Here is a 17,953-nt window from a genome sequence, read left to right as displayed (position 1 = left end):
CACGCGTCCAGGATTCTCACAGGAGCTGCCTTCATGTCCCAACCGCCGTCCAACCCCTACCCCGGCAACAACCCCACTCCCCCGCAGCACGGCGGCTACCAGCCGCCGCAGCAGCCCCAGCACGGCGGCGGTTACCCGCCGGCACCGCAGCAGCCGCAGTACGGCGCTGACTACCCGCAGCAGCCGCCGTACGGCGGCGACCACCCGCAGCAGCAGCCGTTCGGCGGCGACCAGTTCGGGACGCCGGTCCCGCCGAAGAAGAAGTTCGGCGTCGGCAAGATCCTGCTGATCGTCCTGGCCGTCGTGCTGGTGCTCTGCGTCGGTGGCGGCATCGCCATCTGGGCCGCCGCCGGGGGCGACGTCAAGGAGGCCGTCACCGCCAGCAAGACCCGGGTCGTCGAGCCCGCGACGCTGGGCGGCCGGCCGAAGGTGACCGAGCCGACGCTGCAGAACGCGGCCGTGCAGATGAAGTCCGAGCTCGGCAAGGACGTGCCGAACGCGACGAGCACGGCGGGCGCCTTCTACGGCGACCCGGCGAAGAAGGACCTGGTCATGATCGTCGGTGTCTCCGGCATCATCGCCGACCCGAAGAAGGAGATGGCCGACGCCATCACGGCGGTCACCCCGGACCTCGGCACCAAGGAGTTCAAGACGGTCGACGCCGGCCCGCTCGGCGGCGACGCCAAGTGCAGCGACGGCAAGGCCGAGGACGTCCCGGTCGGCGTCTGCGTCTGGGCCGACAAGGGCAGCCTCGGCATGATGGTGGTCTACTTCAAGAGCGCCGCCGAGTTCCAGTCGGAGTTCGTCACGCTGCGCGGCGAGGTCGAGAAGCAGGACTGATCGGCGTCCGGAGCGCCGGGCCCCCGCCGACGGCGGGGGCCCGGCGCCGTTTTCCGGGTCAGGCCGAGGCGGCGCGTTCCGCCTGGCTCCGGCAGACGCAGAACTCGTTGCCCTCCGGGTCGGCCAGCACCACCCAGCCGGTGCCGTCCGGCCGCCGCCGGTCGGCGACCTCCGTGGCGCCGAGGTCACGCAGCCGCGCGACCTCGGTGTCCCGGGTGCCCTCGGCCGGGTGCAGGTCGAGGTGGAACGCGCCCTTGCCGTGCCGCTCGCCGACCTCGACGAAGAGCAGGTCCGGGCCGTGCCCGCCGGGCGCGACGAGAACCGCCTCCGGGTCGCCCGGGACGTCGTCGTCGGCCAGCTTGCGGTCGAGCACCCGGGCCCACCAGGTCGCCAGGGCGTACGGGTCGTCGGACTCGACGGTCACGCAGTGGATCTGTGCACTCACGGTGCTTCCTCCTGTGGGGACGCGCCCCGTGGGAAGAGTCAGCGGGGAACGCGGGGCGCGGGACGGAACGAATTGAACATCACCACACCCCCTTCCACCTCTCGGCTGACGCGACGATCCTGCCACCGCCCGCGCCCGCCTCGCAAGCCGTTAAGAAGGGGCCCCTCCTCTACCGAAAACGTTAAGAAGGGGCCCCTCCTTACTCACTCACGGGCCGAGGAAGACGGCGCGGGCGCGCCAGTCGACGCCGTCCAGCGACGGCCCGCTGCGCACGGTGAACGTCGCGGCGGGCGCGCCACCCGCCCAGTCGGTCGCGGACAGGTCGCCGGTGGTCCGGTTGACCTTGTAGAGCGTGTTGCCGGCGACGAAGACTGCGCCCGAGTCGGCGAGCCCGCCGGAGCCGGCCACCGTGAACCGGTCCGCGCCGACCGTGCCGCTGTCCGGGGTGAACCAGCGCCAGAACAGGCCGCTCTGCCCGGCGAGCGTGTAGTAGAGCCGCCCGCCGGAGTGGAACATGCCCGTCACGTTGGGGATCTCGGCGTAGAAGCCGGTGGTCACCCCGGCGTACGTCTGGTCGGCCGGGCCGGAGTCCGTGACCACGGTGTCCCAGTAGGCGTCGTGGTACGGGTCGACCAGCGACGGCGTGCCGAACGTGGTCCCGTCGAACGTGCGCCGCCACAGCGCGCCGTTCATGCCGTAGAACAGCGTGCCACCGACCCAGAACGCGCCCCGCGCGGTGGACCACGCGGTGCCGTCCGGGTTCGCCACCGACGTCGCCGCGCCGACCGTGCTCGCCCCGTCGTACGAGCGGGCCTGCACCTCGTCGCCGGTGCCGGCCGGCGGGGCGCCGGTCTTGACGATCTCGATGCCGTCGATCAGCGGGTTCTCCACCACGTGCCGGAACTCCAGGTCCACGGTGCCGTCGCTGACCACGGTGAACTCGCGCATGGTGCCGACGTTGTGCCCGACGCTCGCGGACAGGTCGAGGTCGTCGAGGACCGTGGTGCCGTCCAGCGCCACGTCGAAGACCCGGGAGCCGGCGGCGGCGGTGCCGTCGTACCGGTTGGCCAGGTAGAGCCGCACCTGCACCTCGGTCCCGGCGGGCACCGGGAACTGCCAGGTCATCTCCGGCGCGCCGGCCGGGTCGTACCGTTCGTCGCTGTAGAGCGCGGCGGGCGTGCCGGCCGGCACGGTGGCGTCCAACGAGCCGACCGCGGCGAAGCCGGCGGCCGAGTTGCCGCTGTTGTGGTACGGGCTGGGGCTGCCGCCGTCGTCGACCGCCCAGTCCGGCCCGCCGTCGGTGGCGGCGACCGCCGGGCCGCCGGCGTTCACCCGGTAGAGCACGTTCGTCGGCTTCGGCACGCCGGCCTGGTAGACCGTGCCGGGCAGGGTGGCCGAGGTGGTCGGGTGCGGGGCGGTGCCGCCGGCCAGCGGGAAGAACGCGATCCGCTCCCGGCGGTACTGGAAGTTGCCGATCCACGAGGTGTCCCCGCCGACCCAGAGGCCGGTCGGGGTGACGAGCATCTCGGAGGCGCCGATGCCGCGCGGGTGCCGCCCCGGGTTCCAGGACAGCGGCAGGCCGGTACGCGGGTCGAGCGCGGCGATGCTGGCCCGGCCGACCGCGCCGGCCCGGGCGTTGTCGCCGCCGGCGCTGTTGTTGAGCCAGCGGAAGTGGCCGCCCACGTAGACCGCCTGCTCGCTGACCGCGACCGAGAGGAAGGTGTCGCCGCCGGTGTAGTCGATCCAGGTGGGCTGCGCGTCGGTGGCGGTCGTGCCGCCCTCGAAGCGGGCCGCGGCGTCGCAGAGCGTGCCGCCGTACGGTGAACCGGTGGTGACCACCACGAAGTAGCTGCTGTCCGGCGCGTACGCGACGTCCCGCATGTACGAGTCGAACGCCTGCCACTTGCAGCGGGGCGTGTACCGGCTGGTGTTCCAGTCGGCGACGGTGGCGGCGGTGGCGCCCAGGTCGAGCTGGACGATCTGGTCGTGCAGCACCCCGTCGGCCTTCTTGAAGTTGCCGATCACCACGAGCCTCGTGCCGTCCGGGGAGAGCGCCATCTTCTCCACCCCGACGCCGGCGTTGGATCCGCTGACCCCGTCGTAGTTGTGGTGCTCGGTCAGCGCGGTGGTCAGGTAGCTGTCCACCGCGCCGGTGGTGGCGTTGAGCGAGGCCAGCCCGGCGCGCGGGTTGGGATTGCCGGCGGTGGTGAAGATGCCGCCGACCAGCAGCCGGTTGCCGGCCAACGCGATGTCGTTGACCAGCCCGTTGAACGCCGGCGGGGTGAAGCCGGTGACCAGCGCGCCAGTGGCGACGTCGAGCAGCGCCACCTTGCGCCGGGTCACCCCGTTGACGGTGTTGAACTTGCCGGCGACGAAGACCGTGCCGGCGGTCGGGCCGGCGACGACCGCGTACACCTCGTTGTCGACGGTCGGCGCGAACGCGGTGTCGACCGTGCCGGTGGCCTTGTCGAAGGCGAGCAGGTAGTTGCGGGTGATGTCGGTGTCGGAGTTGCGGTTCTGCACGGTGCTGAACGAACCGGCGACGATGATCTTCGTGCCGGCGTCGTGGATCGCGTCGACGGTGCCGTCCATGATGTCCGGCGAGGCGGTGGAGGGGACGGCCTTGACCACTGTGGTGTGGTCGGGGGCGGCGCCGGCGGGGGCGGCCGGGGCCAGGCCGGCCGCGGTGAGCGCGACGGCGGCGAGGACCGCGAGGGCGCGGCGGCGCGGGGCCGAGGGGTGGGTCACGGGCAACTCCGTAGGTTCGGCGGGGAGGCGTGTCGCTCCGCTCACCCTGGGCCACGCCCGCACCGCCGTCCAGCGCCCGGCACGCTTTCTGACCGACCACCGCACCGCCACGCCCGACCACCCGCCGGCTCCGGCCGGGACAGCCGGGCCGGGCCGCACGATCAGGTGGGGCCGGGGGTACGCGCGGACGGGCGCGGATCGGCGGTCAGGTGGCCGCGGGCGGGTCGGCCGACGGAAGGGTGACGGTCACCTCCAGGCCGCCACCCGGCTGGGCGACCGCCTTGACCGTGCCGCCGTGCGCGTCGCAGACCGCCCGCACGATGGACAGGCCGAGGCCGGAGCCGCGCGCCCCGGTGCGTTCCTGCCCGCCGCGCCGGAACGGCTCGAACAGCCCGGGCACCTCGGCCGGGGCGACCTCGAAGCCGGTGTTCCCCACCACCAGCCAGGACCGCTGCCCGTCGGTGCCGGTGCGCACCCACATCCGGCCGTGCAGGTGGTTGTAGCGGACCGCGTTCTCCACCAGGTTGCCGGCCAGCCGGTCGAGCAGCCCCGGGTCGCCGACGACAGGCGCCGGGCGCAGCGAGGTGTGCACCTTCAGGCCGATCCGCTCCACCTCGCGGGCCACCGCGGAGAGCGCGTTGGCGGTGCCCACGGCGAGGTCGCTCTCCGCGCGGCGGGCCAGCCGCCGGCCGGTCTGCGCCTCGCTGCGCGCCAGCACCAGCAGCGCGTCGACAAGCCCGTTGGCCCGCTCGGACGCCTCGCGCACCACGCCGGCCATCCGGCGGTACTCGCCGAGGTCCGCGTCGTCGTCGCTGAGCGTCACGTCGATCTCGGTACGCATCACCGCGAGCGGGGTCCGCAGCTCGTGCGAGGCGTTGGCGACGAACCGCTTCTGCGCCTCGAACGCGGCGGTGATCCGGTCCAGCATCGCGTCGAACGTCTCGGCCAGCTCGGCCACCTCGTCGTCCGCCCCGGACCAGCCGATCCGCTCGTCGAGCGTGGTCTCGCCGAGCCGGCGGGCGGTGGCGGTGACCTGGTGCAGCGGGTGCAACGCCCGGCCGGCCACCAGGTACGCCCCGGCCACCCCGACGACGCTTATCGCCAGCAACGCCAGCAGCCCCTTGACCAGCAGCTCCCGCGACGCCGCGTCGACCAGTTGCCGCTGCCACTGCCCGGCGTCGAGGGTGCGGCCGTCGGTGAGCACCACGGTGGTGCCGGGCAGCAGCTCGTCGGTGGGGCGCAGCGCGTCGCGGACCAGCAGCCAGGCCAGCAGCACCAGGATCGCCCCGGCGCCGACCAGCAGCACGCCGTTGAGCAGGGTCAACCGCAGCCGCAGCGTCGGCCGTACCCGCCGGGTGCCCATCAGGCGGGCTCACCGACGCGGTAGCCCGCGCCGACCACGGTGTCGATCAGCGGCGGGTCGCCGAGCTTCTTGCGCAGCGTCATCACGGTGACCCGGACGATCGTGGTGAACGGGTCGGTGTTCGCGTCCCAGACCCGCTCCAGCAGCTCCTCGCTGGAGACCACCGCGCCGCGCGCCTTGAGCAGCTCGGCGAGCACGCCGAACTCCTTGTTGGTCAGGTCGAGCGGCACGCCGGCCCGGGTCACCACCCGCCGGGCCGGGTCGAGTTCCAGGTCGCCCAGCGCCAGCACCGGCGGCGCGGCCGGGGTGGCCCGCCGGCCCAGCGCCTGCACCCGGGCCACCAGCTCGTCGAAGGCGAACGGCTTGGCCAGGTAGTCGTCGGCGCCGAGCTGCAACCCCTCGACCCGGTCGGCGACCGTCCCGCTGGCGGTCAGCATGAGGACCCGGGTCAGCGCGCCGGAGGCGGCCAGGTCGGCGCAGATCCGGTCGCCGTGCACGCCGGGCAGGTCCCGGTCCAGGATCACCACGTCGTAGCGGGTGACGAACGCCGCCTCGTGCCCGGCGTCGCCGTCGTAGGCGACGTCCACCGCCATCCCGCGCTTGCGCAGCCCGCGCGCGATCGCGTCGGCGAGGTTGCGCTCGTCCTCGACCACCAGTACCCGCATCCCGGCCTCCCACCTCGTGACCTCCCACAACCTAGTGCGGGCGACCAAACGGCCGGCACCCGCCGCCGTTGCAGAAAACCTTCGGGTACGCGATGCTCGCCGGCAACGATCGACCACCGCCCGCGCCCGACCGGCCGGGCCGAGCCGAGCGGAGCCCCGATGACCGCCGACCGCCCCGGCCGGGACGTCGCGTACCGCCGTTTCCGGTTTCCCGCCGACGGGGACGGGGGTGTGGCCGACGGGCTGCGGGCCGGCGCGGACGGGCTGACGCCGGCCGGCCGGCACACCGGGAGCTGGACCTCACCCGTGGTGCCGGTCGGCTTCGCCGCCACCGAGCTGGTGCCCTCGTGGACCGCCGATACGCCGCCGGGCTGCTGGCTGCGGGTGGAGCTGCGCGGCTGGGCCGACGACGCCGCCACCACCGGCTGGTACGCGCTGGGCGACTGGGCCGCCGACGACGGCACGGTGCGCCGCTCCTCGGTGCCCGGGCAGTCCGACGGCCGGGCCCGCGTCGACGCGGACACGCTCCGGATGACCGGCGCGACGGTTACCGGGTGGCAGGCCCGGGTGACGCTGTACCGCCCCGCCGACGCACCGGGCGACCCGGTGCTGCGCACCCTCGGCGTGGTCGCCTCCGCCGATCCCGCCCCCGGCGGCCCCGGGGCGCCCGAACCGGCGACCGGGGCGTGGGGACGGGTGCTGGACGTGCCCCGCTACGCGCAGCGGCTGCACGCCGGCGGGGAGACCCGCTGGGGTGGCGGCGGCGACTCCTGGTGCAGCCCCACCTGCGTGTCCATGGTGCTCGACTTCTGGCAGGCCGGCCCCACCCCCGACCGGTACGCCTGGGTCGACCCGCCCGGCCCCCGCCCGGTGGTGGTGCACGCCGCCCGGCACTGCTACGACCACGCGTACGGCGGGGCGGGCAACTGGCCGTTCAACACCGCGTACGCCGGCACGCACGGGGTGGACGCGTTCGTCACCCGGCTGCGCTCGCTGGCCGAGGCGGAACGCTTCGTGGCCGCCGGCATCCCGCTCGTCGTCTCGGCGGCGTTCGCCCGCGGCCAGGTGCCCGGACTGGACTACGACACCCGGGGACACCTGATCGTGCTGGTCGGCTTCAGCGCCGACGGCGACCCGGTGCTCAACGACCCGTACGCGCCGGACGACGAGGGGGTCCGCCGCACCGTGCCCCGCGCGCCGTTCGAGGCCGCCTGGCAGGCCGGCAGCGGCGGCATCGCGTACGTGCTGCGGCCGGAGTCGGTGCCGCTGCCGCCCGCCCCCCGGCAGGCCAACTGGTGATCAGCGGGCGATCGGCCAGACCGCCAGGCCGCCGGCCGGCCGCAGGCACACCAGCGCCTCGCCCGCGTCCGCGCACTCGTCCCAGGAGCCGGGCAGGACCGCCCGGGTCCGCGCCTCCCCCGCCGGCACGTCCAGCACGGCGACGAGCGTCCAGTCACCGGCCAGATGCCGCAGCCCGAGCAGCCCGCGCAGCGTGCCGGAACCGTCGTCCCGGCCGGTGGCGCGCCAGCGGCCGAGCCGGCCGAGCACCCGGCCGGTCGCCGGGTCGAGCGTCGACAGGTCCAGTTCCGGGCCGTCCCCCGACGCGGCGGCGATCAGCCGGCCGCCGACCGGCGCCAGCCCGATCCACCGCTCCTGCGCCCAGGCGGGACGCCCGGTGGCGGGATCGAGGGCCTTCGCCCCGCCGACCTGGTCGCGCTGGCAGATCACCCCGGCGCAGTCGGTGAACCAGATCACGGCGCGCGGGTCCACGGGCACCGTCCAGAGCCGGTCCAACCGGTCCAGCCCGTACGCGGTGACCGCGCCGGCGCCGTCGTCGACCAGCAGCAGACCGCCGACGACCTGCGCGTACCGGTGGGCGACGCCGTCCGGCGCGGACGCCACCCGGCCGTCGCGCACCCGCGCACCGGAGTCGGCGTCGTGCACCACGACCCGGCCGTCCGGCTCGACCAGCACGAGCTGCGTCACCCCCCGGGCGTCCCGCCGGTAGGCCACCCCCTGCGCGGGCACCGACAGCGTCCAGCGCACCGCGCCGGACACCGGGTCGACCGCCCGCACGCTGCCCGTGCCGCCCGGCCGGGGATTCTCCACCAGCACCCCGCCGGCGGCGGTCGCGACCGGGTAACCGGTCTGCCGCCAGCGCACCGCCCCGGTCACCGGGTCGAGCAGCGTGGAGAGCGTGTCACCGACACCTGTCGGACTGCTCGTCACCAGCAGCCCGCCGACCGCGCCGGCCAGCCCCAGCACCTGGTCGCCGGCAGGCAGCGTGAACCGCCACGCCGGTTCGCCGCCGGGCAACCGGTAGGCGGTGACCTCCCGACCGCCCCGGTGCACCGCGCCCGGGCCGTCGGCCACCACCAGCCGGCCGGCCAGCGCCACGAAGGCGGCGCCCTGCGGCGCGGGCACCCGGATCGGCGCCGGCCGCTGGGCCGGCCCCGCCGCACCGGCCATCGAGAGCAGCACCAGGCAGGCGAGCGCCACCGCGCGGACGGTCCGACCCGGGGGCCGCCGGGGCGGCGCGGGGAGCGGTTCGTCACCGTCCTCGGCGGGTCGCAACTCGCCCAGCTCGATGACCGGGCTCACGGCAGCGGCCGCAGCGTGAAGTCGCCGTCCGGCTGCCGGCAGACCAGCAGCGTCGTACCGGCCGTGCAGTCGGTGCCGGTGAGCACGTCGCGCACCACGGGCGGACCGCCGGACAGGTCCGGCTCGGCGAGGACCTGCCGGCCGCCGCCCAGCGGCCGGGTCAGGAAGAGCCGCCCGGCGATCTCGCTCTGCGGCAGCACCGCCCAGTCGCCGAGGTCGGCGACCAGCCGCCCGTCCGCCGCGTCCAGCACCGCCAGGCGGTCGCCGTCGCTGCCGCCGGTGGCGACCAGCAGGCGACCCGCGTCGGCCCAGAGCACGCTCTGCCACCGCTCGACGGTCCAGCGGACCGCGCCGGTGTCCGGGTCGAGCGCCCACATCCCGCCGGTCTGTCGGGCCGCGCAGAGCAGCGCCCCGCACCGCTCCAGGTGATCGACGAGCGGCAGCTCGGCGGTCCAGCGCGGCCGGAGCGTGTCCAACTCGTACGCCTGCACGCGCGCGCCAGCACCCCGGGTCTCCAGGAGCAGCCCGTCGGTGCTCTGGAGGCCACGCCCACCGGGCAACTCCTCATCGGGGTGCAGGTCACGCTCGGCCAGCCGGGCACCGGTCGCGGCGTTCAGCACCACCGTCTCGCCGGATCCCGGCACCAGCAGGATCCGGTCCACTCCGGACGGACCGAAGCCGAACAGCACGTCCCGGTTCGCGGGCGCGCTCCAGAGCGTCCGCCCGTCGTCCGTCGCCACCCGACGCAGCGGCGTCTCGCCGTCCGGGCGCAGCAGCAGCGCGTCGCCGGCCGGGAACGCGACGCCGGCCTGCCGCCACCGCAGCGCGCCGGTGCCGGCGTCGAACGCCGCCGTCTCCCATCCGCTGTCGCCGGCGCCGACGCCGGTGCGGGCCACGGCCAGCGCCCGCCCGCCCTGCTCCCACAGCCCGACGACGTCCCCGCCGGCGGGCACGGCGGCCCGCCACCGCGGACGGCCCTCGCGGTACGCGACGACCTCCCAACCCGGTTCCCGCTCGGCCCGCCGCACCACGTACGCCCGGTCGCCGGAGAGGAACGCGGCGGCCCCGGTGCCACCGGGGATCCGGCGCGGCGCCGGGCGGCCCGACGGCACCGCGGCGGCGAGCGTGACCAGCGCCACCAGCAGCACCGCCGCGACGCGGAACGGCCGGCCCACGGCGCGCGGCGGCCGGTCCGCGGTCCCCGGTGCGGGGGCCTCGTCGCGCAGCTCGCCCAGATCGATGACGGTCACGAACTCCCCTTTCCGCGCCGCCGCACCGCCGCCCAGCCGTGACCGGACCGACGCCGGGCCGCCTGTACGATGGCCCGTCGTGGCCGTGCCGGTGGTAGACCCTCCTCTGAACTCCTCGTCCGTCGAGGTGGACGCCGTCGCGGCGGACTCGCCGCGCCGGCCCCGTCGCCGACCGGCGCGCGCCGACATGCTGGCCATCGGAGCCTATGCGCTGCTCGGCGTTCTCGTCTGCCTCAACTACTGGGTCGACGTGCAGCACCGGGTGTCCTCGCACCTGCCCACCGACCACAGTTGGTTCGAGTGGCTGTTCGCGCACGGCGCGTACTCGGTGCGCCACCTGGAGAACCCGCTGTTCACCGCCCGGCAGAACGCGCCGGACGGGGTGAACATGATGGCGAACACCTCGCTGCTCGGGGTGACGCTGCCGCTGGCGCCGCTGACCATGCTGCTCGGCCCGCAGGTGATGTACGCGCTCTACCTCGGCGCGGCGTTGTCGGCGACCGCCGCCACGTCCTACTGGATGCTCTCCCGGCACCTGGTCCGCTCCCGGGCTGCGGCGTTCGCCGGCGGCGCGTTCCTCGGCTTCGCGCCGGGCATCGTGCACCACGCCAACGGGCAGCCGAACTTCGTGTCGAACTTCCTGCTCCCGCTGATCGTGTCCCGGGTGCTGCGCCTCGGCGAGCCGGGCCGCCGGCGGCGCAACGGCCTGGCGCTCGGGCTGCTGGTGGCGTACCAGATCTTCATCAACGAGGAGATGCTGCTGCTCACCGCGCTGGCCTGCCTGGTCGTGGTGGTGGCGTACGCGGTCCAGCGACCGCGCGCGGCGCGGCAGCGGGCCGGCACGTTCCTGGCCGCGATGGGCGTCGGTGGCGGGGTGGCGCTGCTGCTCACCGCGTATCCGATCTGGTTCCAGTTCAACGGCCCGCAGTCCTACCGGGGGTTGCAGGGCGGGGTCTTCCACAACTGGGGCGAGGACCTGATGGCCTTCGTCACGTTCGCCCGGGACACCGTGGCCGGCGACGAGGCGGTGGAGAAGACCATCGGGCTGACCGAGCAGAACACCTGGTTCGGCTGGCCGCTGGTGCTGGTCGCGCTCGCCGCGCTGGTGCTGCTGGTCCGCCGCTCGGTGCCGGCCCGGATCCTGGCCGTGCTGGTGGCCCTGTTCACCGTCGCCTCGATCGGGCCGGTGGTGCGCTTCGACGGCGTGGAGACCGACGTCGCCGGGCCGTGGGCGTACGTGCCGGACGACCTGCCGCTGGTCGAGATGATGATGCCGACCCGGTTGAGCCTGGTGGTGGTCGGCGCGGTCGGCGTGCTGCTGGCGCTGGCCTGGGACACGCTCGCACGTGCCGGCCGACCGCCGGTGCCCACGCCCCGCGCCGGCGACCACGACGCCGACGCCGACACGGTCTCCGGCGGTGACGGGTCGGGCCGGCGGCGCGCGGTACGCCTGGTCGGCTACGCCGCGATCGTGGCCGCCCTGCTGCCGCTGTTCCCGCGCCCGCTGCCGGCGCAGCGGATCGACCCGCCGCCGCACTTCGTCACCGCCGGCGGCTGGCGTCCCTACGTGCCGGCCGGTCGGACGCTGGTGCCGGTGCCGATCCCGAGCAACGTGCACGGGCTGCCGACGCTGCGCTGGAGCGCGCTGACCGGGCAGGAGTTCCCGATCCCGGCCGGCTACTTCATCGGTCCGAACGCGGCCGGTGAGGGGGTCTTCGGCGCGCCGAACCGGCCGACCAGCACGCTGATCTACGCCACCATGGACGCCGACCGGGTCCCGGAGATCACCCCGGAGAACCGCCGGCAGGCCGTCGAGGACCTGCGCTTCTGGCGGGCGTCGGTGGTGGTGCTCGGCGCCGGCCCACGCGAGGCCGTGCTGCGCGACCTGATGACCGCGCTGCTCGGCCCCGCACAGCGCGTCGACGACGTCTGGCTCTGGGACGTCCGCGACCGGGTGTAAGGAAGGGCCCCCTGTTAACGCCTCCGGTAGAGAAGGTGCCCCCTCTCACCAGCAGAAGGGCGCAGCGGGGGTCAGCCGAGCAGGGGGCGGACGTCCCACAGGTAGCCGCCGGCGACGTCCCGCCCGGGGCCGACCAGAGCGTCCACGGTGAGCCGCACCGGGTCGGCAGGTGACGAGTCGGCCTGCACCAGCGCCGCCGCCCGCCAGTGGCGCAGGTCCGCCACCGCCTGCCGGCGTTCCGCGTCACCGACCGGCGGCACCTGCCCGCTCTCCGCGGCCCGGCGCAGCAGCAGCGACGTGGGCCGGTCCGGCGCGCCCCACCGGGCGGTCGGGTCGCCTGCCGAACGCGGCCCGATAAAGTAGCCGCCCGGCGCGTCGAAGGCCAACCCGGCGCGTGCCGACCAGAACATCGCCGGGCTGACCGCCGCGCCGGTCACCGGCGGGACCGGCACCAGCGTCCGGCCCGCCGGCACGTACGCCCGCCAGTCGCCGCCGGCCACCACGGCCGGCACCGGCGTGACCGGCACGGTGCGGATCGGGGTCGGGGTGAGCGGCAGCAGCGCGGCGGCGACCGCGCCGGCCCACGGCGCCCAGGCGCGGAGACCGCCCCGCCGGACCCGGTCCACGGCCAGCGCCAGCAGCACGCCGGCGACAGGCACGCAGACCAGCGCGAACCGGGCCGGCACCACCAGGTCGAGCAGCGGCACGTCGGCGAGCAGCCGGTACGGGCCGGGCAGCCCGGTGTCGCGCCGACCCACCACCACCGTGACGCCGAGCGAGAGCGACGCGAACAGCAGCCCACAGGCGGCCAGCGCGCGCACCAGCGGACGCCGCCACAGCCGCACCACCACGAGCAGCGCCAGCAGCGGCAGGAACGGCCCGAAGAACGAGTTCTGCTCGGTCGGGTTCGGCGACAGCAGCCCGGCCCGGTGGGCGTCCCCGACCACGGTCTGCCGGGCGGCGGCGGTGAACGAGGCCAGGTCCAGCCGGTAGCCCCGGGTGTGGAACGGCATCCCACTGTAGTGGCCCGGCCCGAAGAACTGGAACCACAGCGGGTACGCCAGCAGCGCGCCGGCCACCAGCGCGCCGAGCCCCAGCCGGCGGGCCACCACGGGCGCCAGCCGACGCGCGGCGGCCCGGTCGGCCAGCGCGTACGCCCCGGCCAGCACGCCGGTGGCCAGGGCCAGGAAGAGCAGCACCTCCTCGCCGAGGAACACCTGGTAGGCGACCGCCAGCCCGAGCAGCACGCCGTCGCGGCGGACCCGGTCGGTGGCCGGTCGGAACACCAGCGCGAGGATCACCGGCACCAGGAACTGGGCGGCCATGTGCAGGTGCGCCCCGGCCTGCGCCACCATCCCGGGGGCGAAGCCGCAGCAGAGCCCGCCCACCGCGGCGGCGGCCCGGGAGCGGACCAGCCGGCGGGCGAGCAGCGCGTACCAGGCGGTGGCGGTGCCGGCGAGGCTGAGCGCCACCGCGACCAGGAAGGCCGCCTGGGAGCCGAACGCCACGGTGACCGGGGTGAGCGGCACGCCCAACCCGAGCACCGAGGTGTTGGCCATCAGGTTCACCCCGTGCGGCGCGTTCAGCGCGGCGCTGTGCAGCGGGTTCTCGCCGCCGGTGACCGCGCGGGCCGCCCGGGCCAGCATCCACTCGAACAGCATCTGGTCGCCGGCCTGGTGGAACAGCCGGTCCGGCCGCCGCCACTGGTCGGCGGTGAGCAGCACGGCCAGGGCGAGGTAGCCGGCCGCGACGAGTCCGTCGACGGGTCGGGGCCACCACCGGCGCCGGGGCACGGGCTCGGGGCGGCCCGCCGCCGGCGTCAGGCGGACCGGTCGGTAAGTGTCCGGACGTCCCACACCCACACGTCCAGCTCCTGCCGGGCGGGTCCGACCAACTGCTCCACGGTGCGGCGCAGCGGTTCGGCGTTCTGCTCGTCAAGCGGCAGCACCACCACCGCCGCGTTCCAGTGCCGCAACTCGTCGAGGAAGCGGCGGCGCTGCCGGTCGTCGAGCTTCGGCGTACGCCCGGTGGACGCCACGTCGGCGAGCATCTCGCCGATGCCGCTGCGCCGGCCGCCGAAGCGGCCCGGGTCGCCGGTGACGCCGTTGCGCGGGGCGAGGAAGTAGCCACCGGGGATCTTGAAGTCGAGGTCGGTGCTGGCCGCCCAGCGCATCGGGTCGGTGTTGCCCATCGCCGGCACCGGCACCGAGACCAGCGTCTGGTCCGGGCCGACGTACTGCCGCCACCGGTCGGCGGTGATGAACTCCGGGACCGGCGGGCGGGTGGTGACCCGCAGCGGCGTCGGCGCGATCGGCAGCAGCGCGAAGACCAGGCCCGCGGCGGTGAGCGTCCGCGCGGTCCGCCGCTCGACGCCGCGCAACACCCAGGCGCTGCGCACCGCGTACGCCAGCAGCACCGCGACGGTCACGCTGGTGATCAGGCCGAACCGGGTCGGCACCACGGCGTCCAGCAGCGGCAGCCGGACCAGCAGCTCCCACGGGCCGGTGGCGAGGTCCCGGTCCCACCAGGAGATCCGCTCGCCGAGGGAGAGCACGGCGAAGAACAGCCCGGTCGCGGCGAGCGCCCGGACCATCACGTCCCGGCGCAGCCAGACGACGATGCCGACGGTCAGCAGCGTCAGGCTCCACCCGAAGAAGGCGTTCTCCTCCGAGTAGTTCGGGGCGAGGTTGACGTTGGCCCGCTCGTTGCCGCCGAACGTCGGCGAACCGGGCGAGACGAACGCGGCGATGTCGTTGCCGTAGTCGCGCACCGCGTCGCTGAGCCCGTGGTAGGCCATCGGCCCGGCGAACTGCACCCAGAGTGGGTACGCCAGCAGCGCGCCGGCCAGCACCGCGCAGACCGCCAGCCCGGCGCCGAGCGGCCGCCACGCGGCGGCCCACCGCCCGCGCTGCTGCACCAGCACGGCGAGCAGGAACACGCCCAGGGCCAGCGCGGTGAAGAGCAGGATCTCCTCGTTGACGAACGCCTGCGCGACGACCAGCAGGGCGAGCAGCGTGCCGTCGCGGACCGGTCGGGTGGACCGGGTCAGCACCAGCACCCGCCAGACGATGAACGGCAGCAGGAACTGGCTGATGATGTTCGGGTGCCAGTTGGCGTGCGAGAGCATGGCCGGCGAGAAGCCGCAGAACCAGGCGCCGACCGCGGCGGCCGGCCGGTGCCGGACCAGGTGCCGGGAGAGCACCCGGTACCAGGCCGCGGCGGTGCCGGCCAGGCCGATGGTGACCAGCGCCACGAAGGAGACCGCCGGTCCGAACAGGAGGGTCACCGGCACCATCGGGATGCCGAGCGCCAGGATGGCGGTGTTCGCCATCAGGTTGACCCCGTCGGGATAGTTGAACTGTTCGGTGAAGAACGGGAACTCGCCGTGCAGCACCACCCGCACCGAGTGGGCCAGGAAGAACTGCACCTGCGCCGGGTCGCTGCTGTAGAGCGCGGCCACCCGGCCGGCCGGGTCGGCCCAGATGCCGCTGGTCACCCAGACGGCGGCGAGGGCGAAGGCGGCGTACACGACGAGGTCGATGCGGCGGCGGGTCCACCGCCAGCGCCACCGGCGTCGGGCGGCCGGCCGGTCTCCGGTGGGCTCCACCGGCGCGGGCGGGTCGACGGGAGGCTCACGCCGGGTGACCGGAGGTGGGTCGAGCGTGACGGATCGGGAGCCCGTCGGGGCGTCGGCGGCCGGCGTCGAGGCGCCGCGGGTCTCGGCAGGCGTCACAGTCGGCGGAGTCTACCGGAGCCGGATATTGAGTCACGAATCGCGCGTCACGTTCCGCGACGGAGGGCCGGCCGCGGGGTAGAGCCGGGCGCGCCCGGATGCCCGGTCGTCTCGTACCATGTGGGCTTCCGACCGACGACCGGCGAGGGGATCAGGGTGCTTTCAGCCCGCCGAGGCGCTGTGACGGGCACCGCGCTGGCCGCGTTGCTGCTGGCCACGGCCGGTTGTGGGCCGGTCGCCGAACGGCGGCCGGCGGATCTGCGGGTCGGCTACGACAGCCTGGACGGCACGCTCGCGGTCTGGCCGCCGCGCGGCAGCCTGGCCCGCGACGCCGCCGCGACCGCCGCGATCACCGCCGCGGTGCGGGACTGGCGCTCACCTGTCGACGACCGCGCCCACCTGCCCTCCTCCGGCATCCTCTTCTCCGGTGAGGTGGCCGGCGCCCCGCTGGCGCTGGTCGCCGCCGACGTGCCCGGTGACTCCGCCTCCTGGCTGTTGCAACTGGACCGGGACGGGCAGCGGTGGCGGGTGGCGCACGCCACCGAGTACACCGACCCCGGCTACCTGATCTACTCCGACGTGCTGCCGGTGCGGGAGCCCACCGGCCGCCGCTACCTCACCTCCGCCCGGGTGGAGCGCCTACTCGGCCCGGACGGCCGGACGGTGTCCGGCGCCGACGGCGTCACCGACCCGGTCGCCGTGCCGGCCTGCCAGGCCGTCGAGCTGACCGCGACGCTGCGGCCCACGCCGTCGCTGCCGCGCGGCCGGGCCGCCGACCGCGTCCTCGACCTGGGTACGGCCACCGAAGCGCCCCGTTACCCGCTGGTCCGCGACGAGACCGGCTCCGGCAGGCGTGCCCTGACCGGCCTGGACACCTGTGTCCTGGGCGGCGAGCAGGGCCCGTTCGGCAGCGCGCCGCGCCGCATCGGCGACCGTGCGGCGCCCCGCTCGGCGCCGGAGTCCTGGCCGATGGCGAAGCTCGCGACCCGGTCGCTGGGCTCGGTGGCCCTCGGCGGCGGCGAGCCGGGCGACCTGGAGCAGCTCACCTGGGAGACGCCGAGCGGGACGATGACCGCGGTGCTCTACCGCCCGGCCGGCGGCGGCACGCCGGTGGTCTCCCCCGCCGACCGCTCCACCACGTTGCAGGCCTACCACCTGCCGTTGCCCGGGCAGCCGCTCGCGGTGCTGACCTGGCGGACCCGGGACGCCTCGTTCGCCGCCCCGCCCGGCACCACCCGCCTGGTCGACCGACCGGGCCTGGTGGTGGTGGAGCAGACCGACGCCAAGCAGACGTTCAGCCTGGCCGGCACCGAGAAGACCTGGTACCGCTCCCTCTCCGCCCCGCGATGACCGTGCTGACCGACCTGGTTCGCCGGCTGCACGCCCGCCGCCTGCGGGCGCGGCTCGTCGGCGCGGCACTGCCCCGGCACGTGGCGATGGTGATGGACGGCAACCGCCGGTGGGCCCGGCAGATGGGCTTCGACGACCCGTCGGTGGGTCACCGGTACGGCGCCGCGCACCTGCACGAGGTGGCCGGCTGGTGCGCCGGGTTGGGGATCCGCCAGATCACCCTGTTCGTCGCGTCCGTCGACAACGTGCGCAAGCGTGAGTCCGGCGAGGTGGCCCACCTGATGCGGCTGGTCGAGGAGGTGATCGCCGAGCCGTTGCTCCGCCCGGCCAGCCCGTGGCGACTGCACGTGGCGGGCCGCACCGACATCCTGCCCGAGTCGACCCGGCACGCGCTGAAGCTGGCCGAGGACGCCACCCGTGACCGGGACCGGGGCTTCCACCTCACCGTCGCGATCGGCTACGACGGGCGCGTGGAGATCACCGACGCGGTCCGGACCCTCCTGCACGAGGCGGCGGAGGACGGCGCCACGCTCGGCGACGTGGCCGACGGCCTCACCGAGGAGGCCATCGGCGCCCGCCTCTACACCGGCAGCCGGCCCCATCCCGACCTGGTCATCCGCACCAGCGGGGAACGGCGGATGTCCGGCTTCCCGCTCTGGCAGGCCGTCCACTCGGAGCTGTACTTCTGCGACGTCTACTGGCCCGGCTTCCGCGAACTCGACTTCCTCCGAGCCCTCCGCACCTACACCACCCGCCCCTGACCACCCCACCCACCCTCCCGCCCCGCCCCTCCCCGCCGATCAAGGACTTTGCGTCACAATCCCGCACTCCCCCTCCCAAAAACTCCTTGATCACCAAGCCTCGCCCGGCCAGGAAGCGTCGATCATGAAGTTGGCGGCGACAAATCGGACGGCAGGCCCCGCCAACCTCATGATCGACGAGACCGTCGTCCGTCGAAGGGTCGCGCGACGCGATCTTGGGGTTGTGGCGCATGTGGA

13 protein-coding genes are annotated in these 17,953 nt (G+C 75.1%); 5 read left to right on the top strand and 8 right to left on the bottom strand.

Going from position 1 to position 17,953, the window contains the following annotated elements; all coding sequences use genetic code 11:
- The first annotated feature begins 33 nt into the window (after positions 1 to 33).
- Entirely contained in the window at positions 34 to 840 is an 807-nt protein-coding gene (locus tag ACIA5A_RS13150) for a hypothetical protein (RefSeq protein ID WP_396760540.1), read from the top strand.
- A 58-nt stretch (positions 841 to 898) separates the two neighbouring features.
- On the opposite strand, the gene ACIA5A_RS13145 is transcribed toward ACIA5A_RS13150, so the two are convergent.
- The 4 genes from ACIA5A_RS13145 to ACIA5A_RS13130 all read right to left on the bottom strand — a co-directional run bounded on the left by ACIA5A_RS13145 (position 899) and on the right by ACIA5A_RS13130 (position 6,061).
- Entirely contained in the window at positions 899 to 1,285 is a 387-nt protein-coding gene (locus ACIA5A_RS13145; RefSeq protein ID WP_396760537.1) for a VOC family protein, read from the bottom strand.
- A gap of 207 nt (positions 1,286 to 1,492) precedes the next feature.
- The gene (locus ACIA5A_RS13140) at positions 1,493 to 4,033 is read right to left on the bottom strand and encodes a malectin domain-containing carbohydrate-binding protein (RefSeq protein ID WP_396760535.1); all 2,541 of its coding nucleotides are present in this window, start codon (positions 4,031 to 4,033) and stop codon (positions 1,493 to 1,495) included.
- 205 nt (positions 4,034 to 4,238) lie between these two features.
- Positions 4,239 to 5,396, bottom strand: coding sequence for a sensor histidine kinase (locus ACIA5A_RS13135; protein WP_396760532.1), 1,158 nt, complete (start codon positions 5,394 to 5,396; stop codon positions 4,239 to 4,241).
- Positions 5,396 to 6,061 carry a response regulator transcription factor gene (locus ACIA5A_RS13130; RefSeq protein WP_396760529.1) on the bottom strand — a complete coding sequence of 222 codons (666 nt, stop codon included), beginning with the start codon at positions 6,059 to 6,061 and terminating at the stop codon, positions 5,396 to 5,398. Before ACIA5A_RS13130 ends, ACIA5A_RS13135 begins: the two co-directional genes overlap by 1 nt.
- A gap of 159 nt (positions 6,062 to 6,220) precedes the next feature.
- Between ACIA5A_RS13130 and ACIA5A_RS13125 the strand changes: the two genes are divergently transcribed.
- On the top strand, positions 6,221 to 7,360 hold the full coding sequence (locus ACIA5A_RS13125) for a peptidase C39 family protein (RefSeq protein ID WP_396760526.1): 1,140 nt from the start codon (positions 6,221 to 6,223) through the stop codon (positions 7,358 to 7,360).
- On the opposite strand, the gene ACIA5A_RS13120 is transcribed toward ACIA5A_RS13125, so the two are convergent.
- Positions 7,361 to 8,662, bottom strand: a complete 1,302-nt coding sequence (locus ACIA5A_RS13120; protein WP_396760523.1) for a PQQ-binding-like beta-propeller repeat protein — start codon at positions 8,660 to 8,662, stop codon at positions 7,361 to 7,363. It abuts the gene before it with no gap.
- Complete coding sequence (locus ACIA5A_RS13115; RefSeq protein ID WP_396760520.1) at positions 8,659 to 9,912, bottom strand: PQQ-binding-like beta-propeller repeat protein; 1,254 nt, start codon at positions 9,910 to 9,912, stop codon at positions 8,659 to 8,661. The genes ACIA5A_RS13120 and ACIA5A_RS13115 overlap by 4 nt, the downstream gene beginning before the upstream one ends.
- A 187-nt stretch (positions 9,913 to 10,099) precedes the next feature.
- Here ACIA5A_RS13115 and ACIA5A_RS13110 point away from each other — a divergent pair, with 187 nt between their 5' ends.
- The gene (locus ACIA5A_RS13110) at positions 10,100 to 11,872 is read left to right on the top strand and encodes a hypothetical protein (protein WP_396760667.1); all 1,773 of its coding nucleotides are present in this window, start codon (positions 10,100 to 10,102) and stop codon (positions 11,870 to 11,872) included.
- 71 nt (positions 11,873 to 11,943) lie between these two features.
- Here ACIA5A_RS13110 and ACIA5A_RS13105 read toward each other — a convergent pair whose 3' ends face one another.
- Entirely contained in the window at positions 11,944 to 13,734 is a 1,791-nt protein-coding gene (locus ACIA5A_RS13105; RefSeq protein WP_396760517.1) for a hypothetical protein, read from the bottom strand.
- On the bottom strand, positions 13,692 to 15,605 hold the full coding sequence (locus ACIA5A_RS13100) for a hypothetical protein (protein ID WP_396760513.1): 1,914 nt from the start codon (positions 15,603 to 15,605) through the stop codon (positions 13,692 to 13,694). Before ACIA5A_RS13100 ends, ACIA5A_RS13105 begins: the two co-directional genes overlap by 43 nt.
- Before the next feature lie 156 nt (positions 15,606 to 15,761).
- Between ACIA5A_RS13100 and ACIA5A_RS13095 the strand changes: the two genes are divergently transcribed.
- Both ACIA5A_RS13095 and uppS read left to right on the top strand, forming a co-directional pair.
- The gene (locus ACIA5A_RS13095; RefSeq protein WP_396760510.1) at positions 15,762 to 16,955 is read left to right on the top strand and encodes a hypothetical protein; all 1,194 of its coding nucleotides are present in this window, start codon (positions 15,762 to 15,764) and stop codon (positions 16,953 to 16,955) included.
- On the top strand, positions 16,952 to 17,716 hold the full coding sequence (gene uppS / locus ACIA5A_RS13090; RefSeq protein ID WP_396760507.1) for a polyprenyl diphosphate synthase: 765 nt from the start codon (positions 16,952 to 16,954) through the stop codon (positions 17,714 to 17,716). The genes ACIA5A_RS13095 and uppS overlap by 4 nt, the downstream gene beginning before the upstream one ends.
- The last annotated feature ends 237 nt before the right edge of the window (positions 17,717 to 17,953 follow it).

This window comes from Micromonospora sp. NPDC051300, from assembly GCF_044455315.1.
GTDB lineage: Bacteria > Actinomycetota > Actinomycetes > Mycobacteriales > Micromonosporaceae > Micromonospora > Micromonospora robiginosa.
This window is presented reverse-complemented; position numbering and strand designations above follow the sequence as displayed.

Bases quoted from the DNA above. Each gene is read 5' to 3' on its own strand.
- ACIA5A_RS13150 (WP_396760540.1), top strand. From the start codon at position 34: ATGTCCCAACCGCCGTCCAACCCCTACCCCGGCAACAACCCCACTCCC.
- ACIA5A_RS13135 (WP_396760532.1), bottom strand. From the start codon at position 5,396: ATGGGCACCCGGCGGGTACGGCCGACGCTGCGGCTGCGGTTGACCCTG.
- ACIA5A_RS13130 (WP_396760529.1), bottom strand. From the start codon at position 6,061: ATGCGGGTACTGGTGGTCGAGGACGAGCGCAACCTCGCCGACGCGATC.
- ACIA5A_RS13125 (WP_396760526.1), top strand. From the start codon at position 6,221: ATGACCGCCGACCGCCCCGGCCGGGACGTCGCGTACCGCCGTTTCCGG.
- ACIA5A_RS13110 (WP_396760667.1), top strand. From the start codon at position 10,100: ATGCTGGCCATCGGAGCCTATGCGCTGCTCGGCGTTCTCGTCTGCCTC.
- uppS (WP_396760507.1), top strand. From the start codon at position 16,952: ATGACCGTGCTGACCGACCTGGTTCGCCGGCTGCACGCCCGCCGCCTG.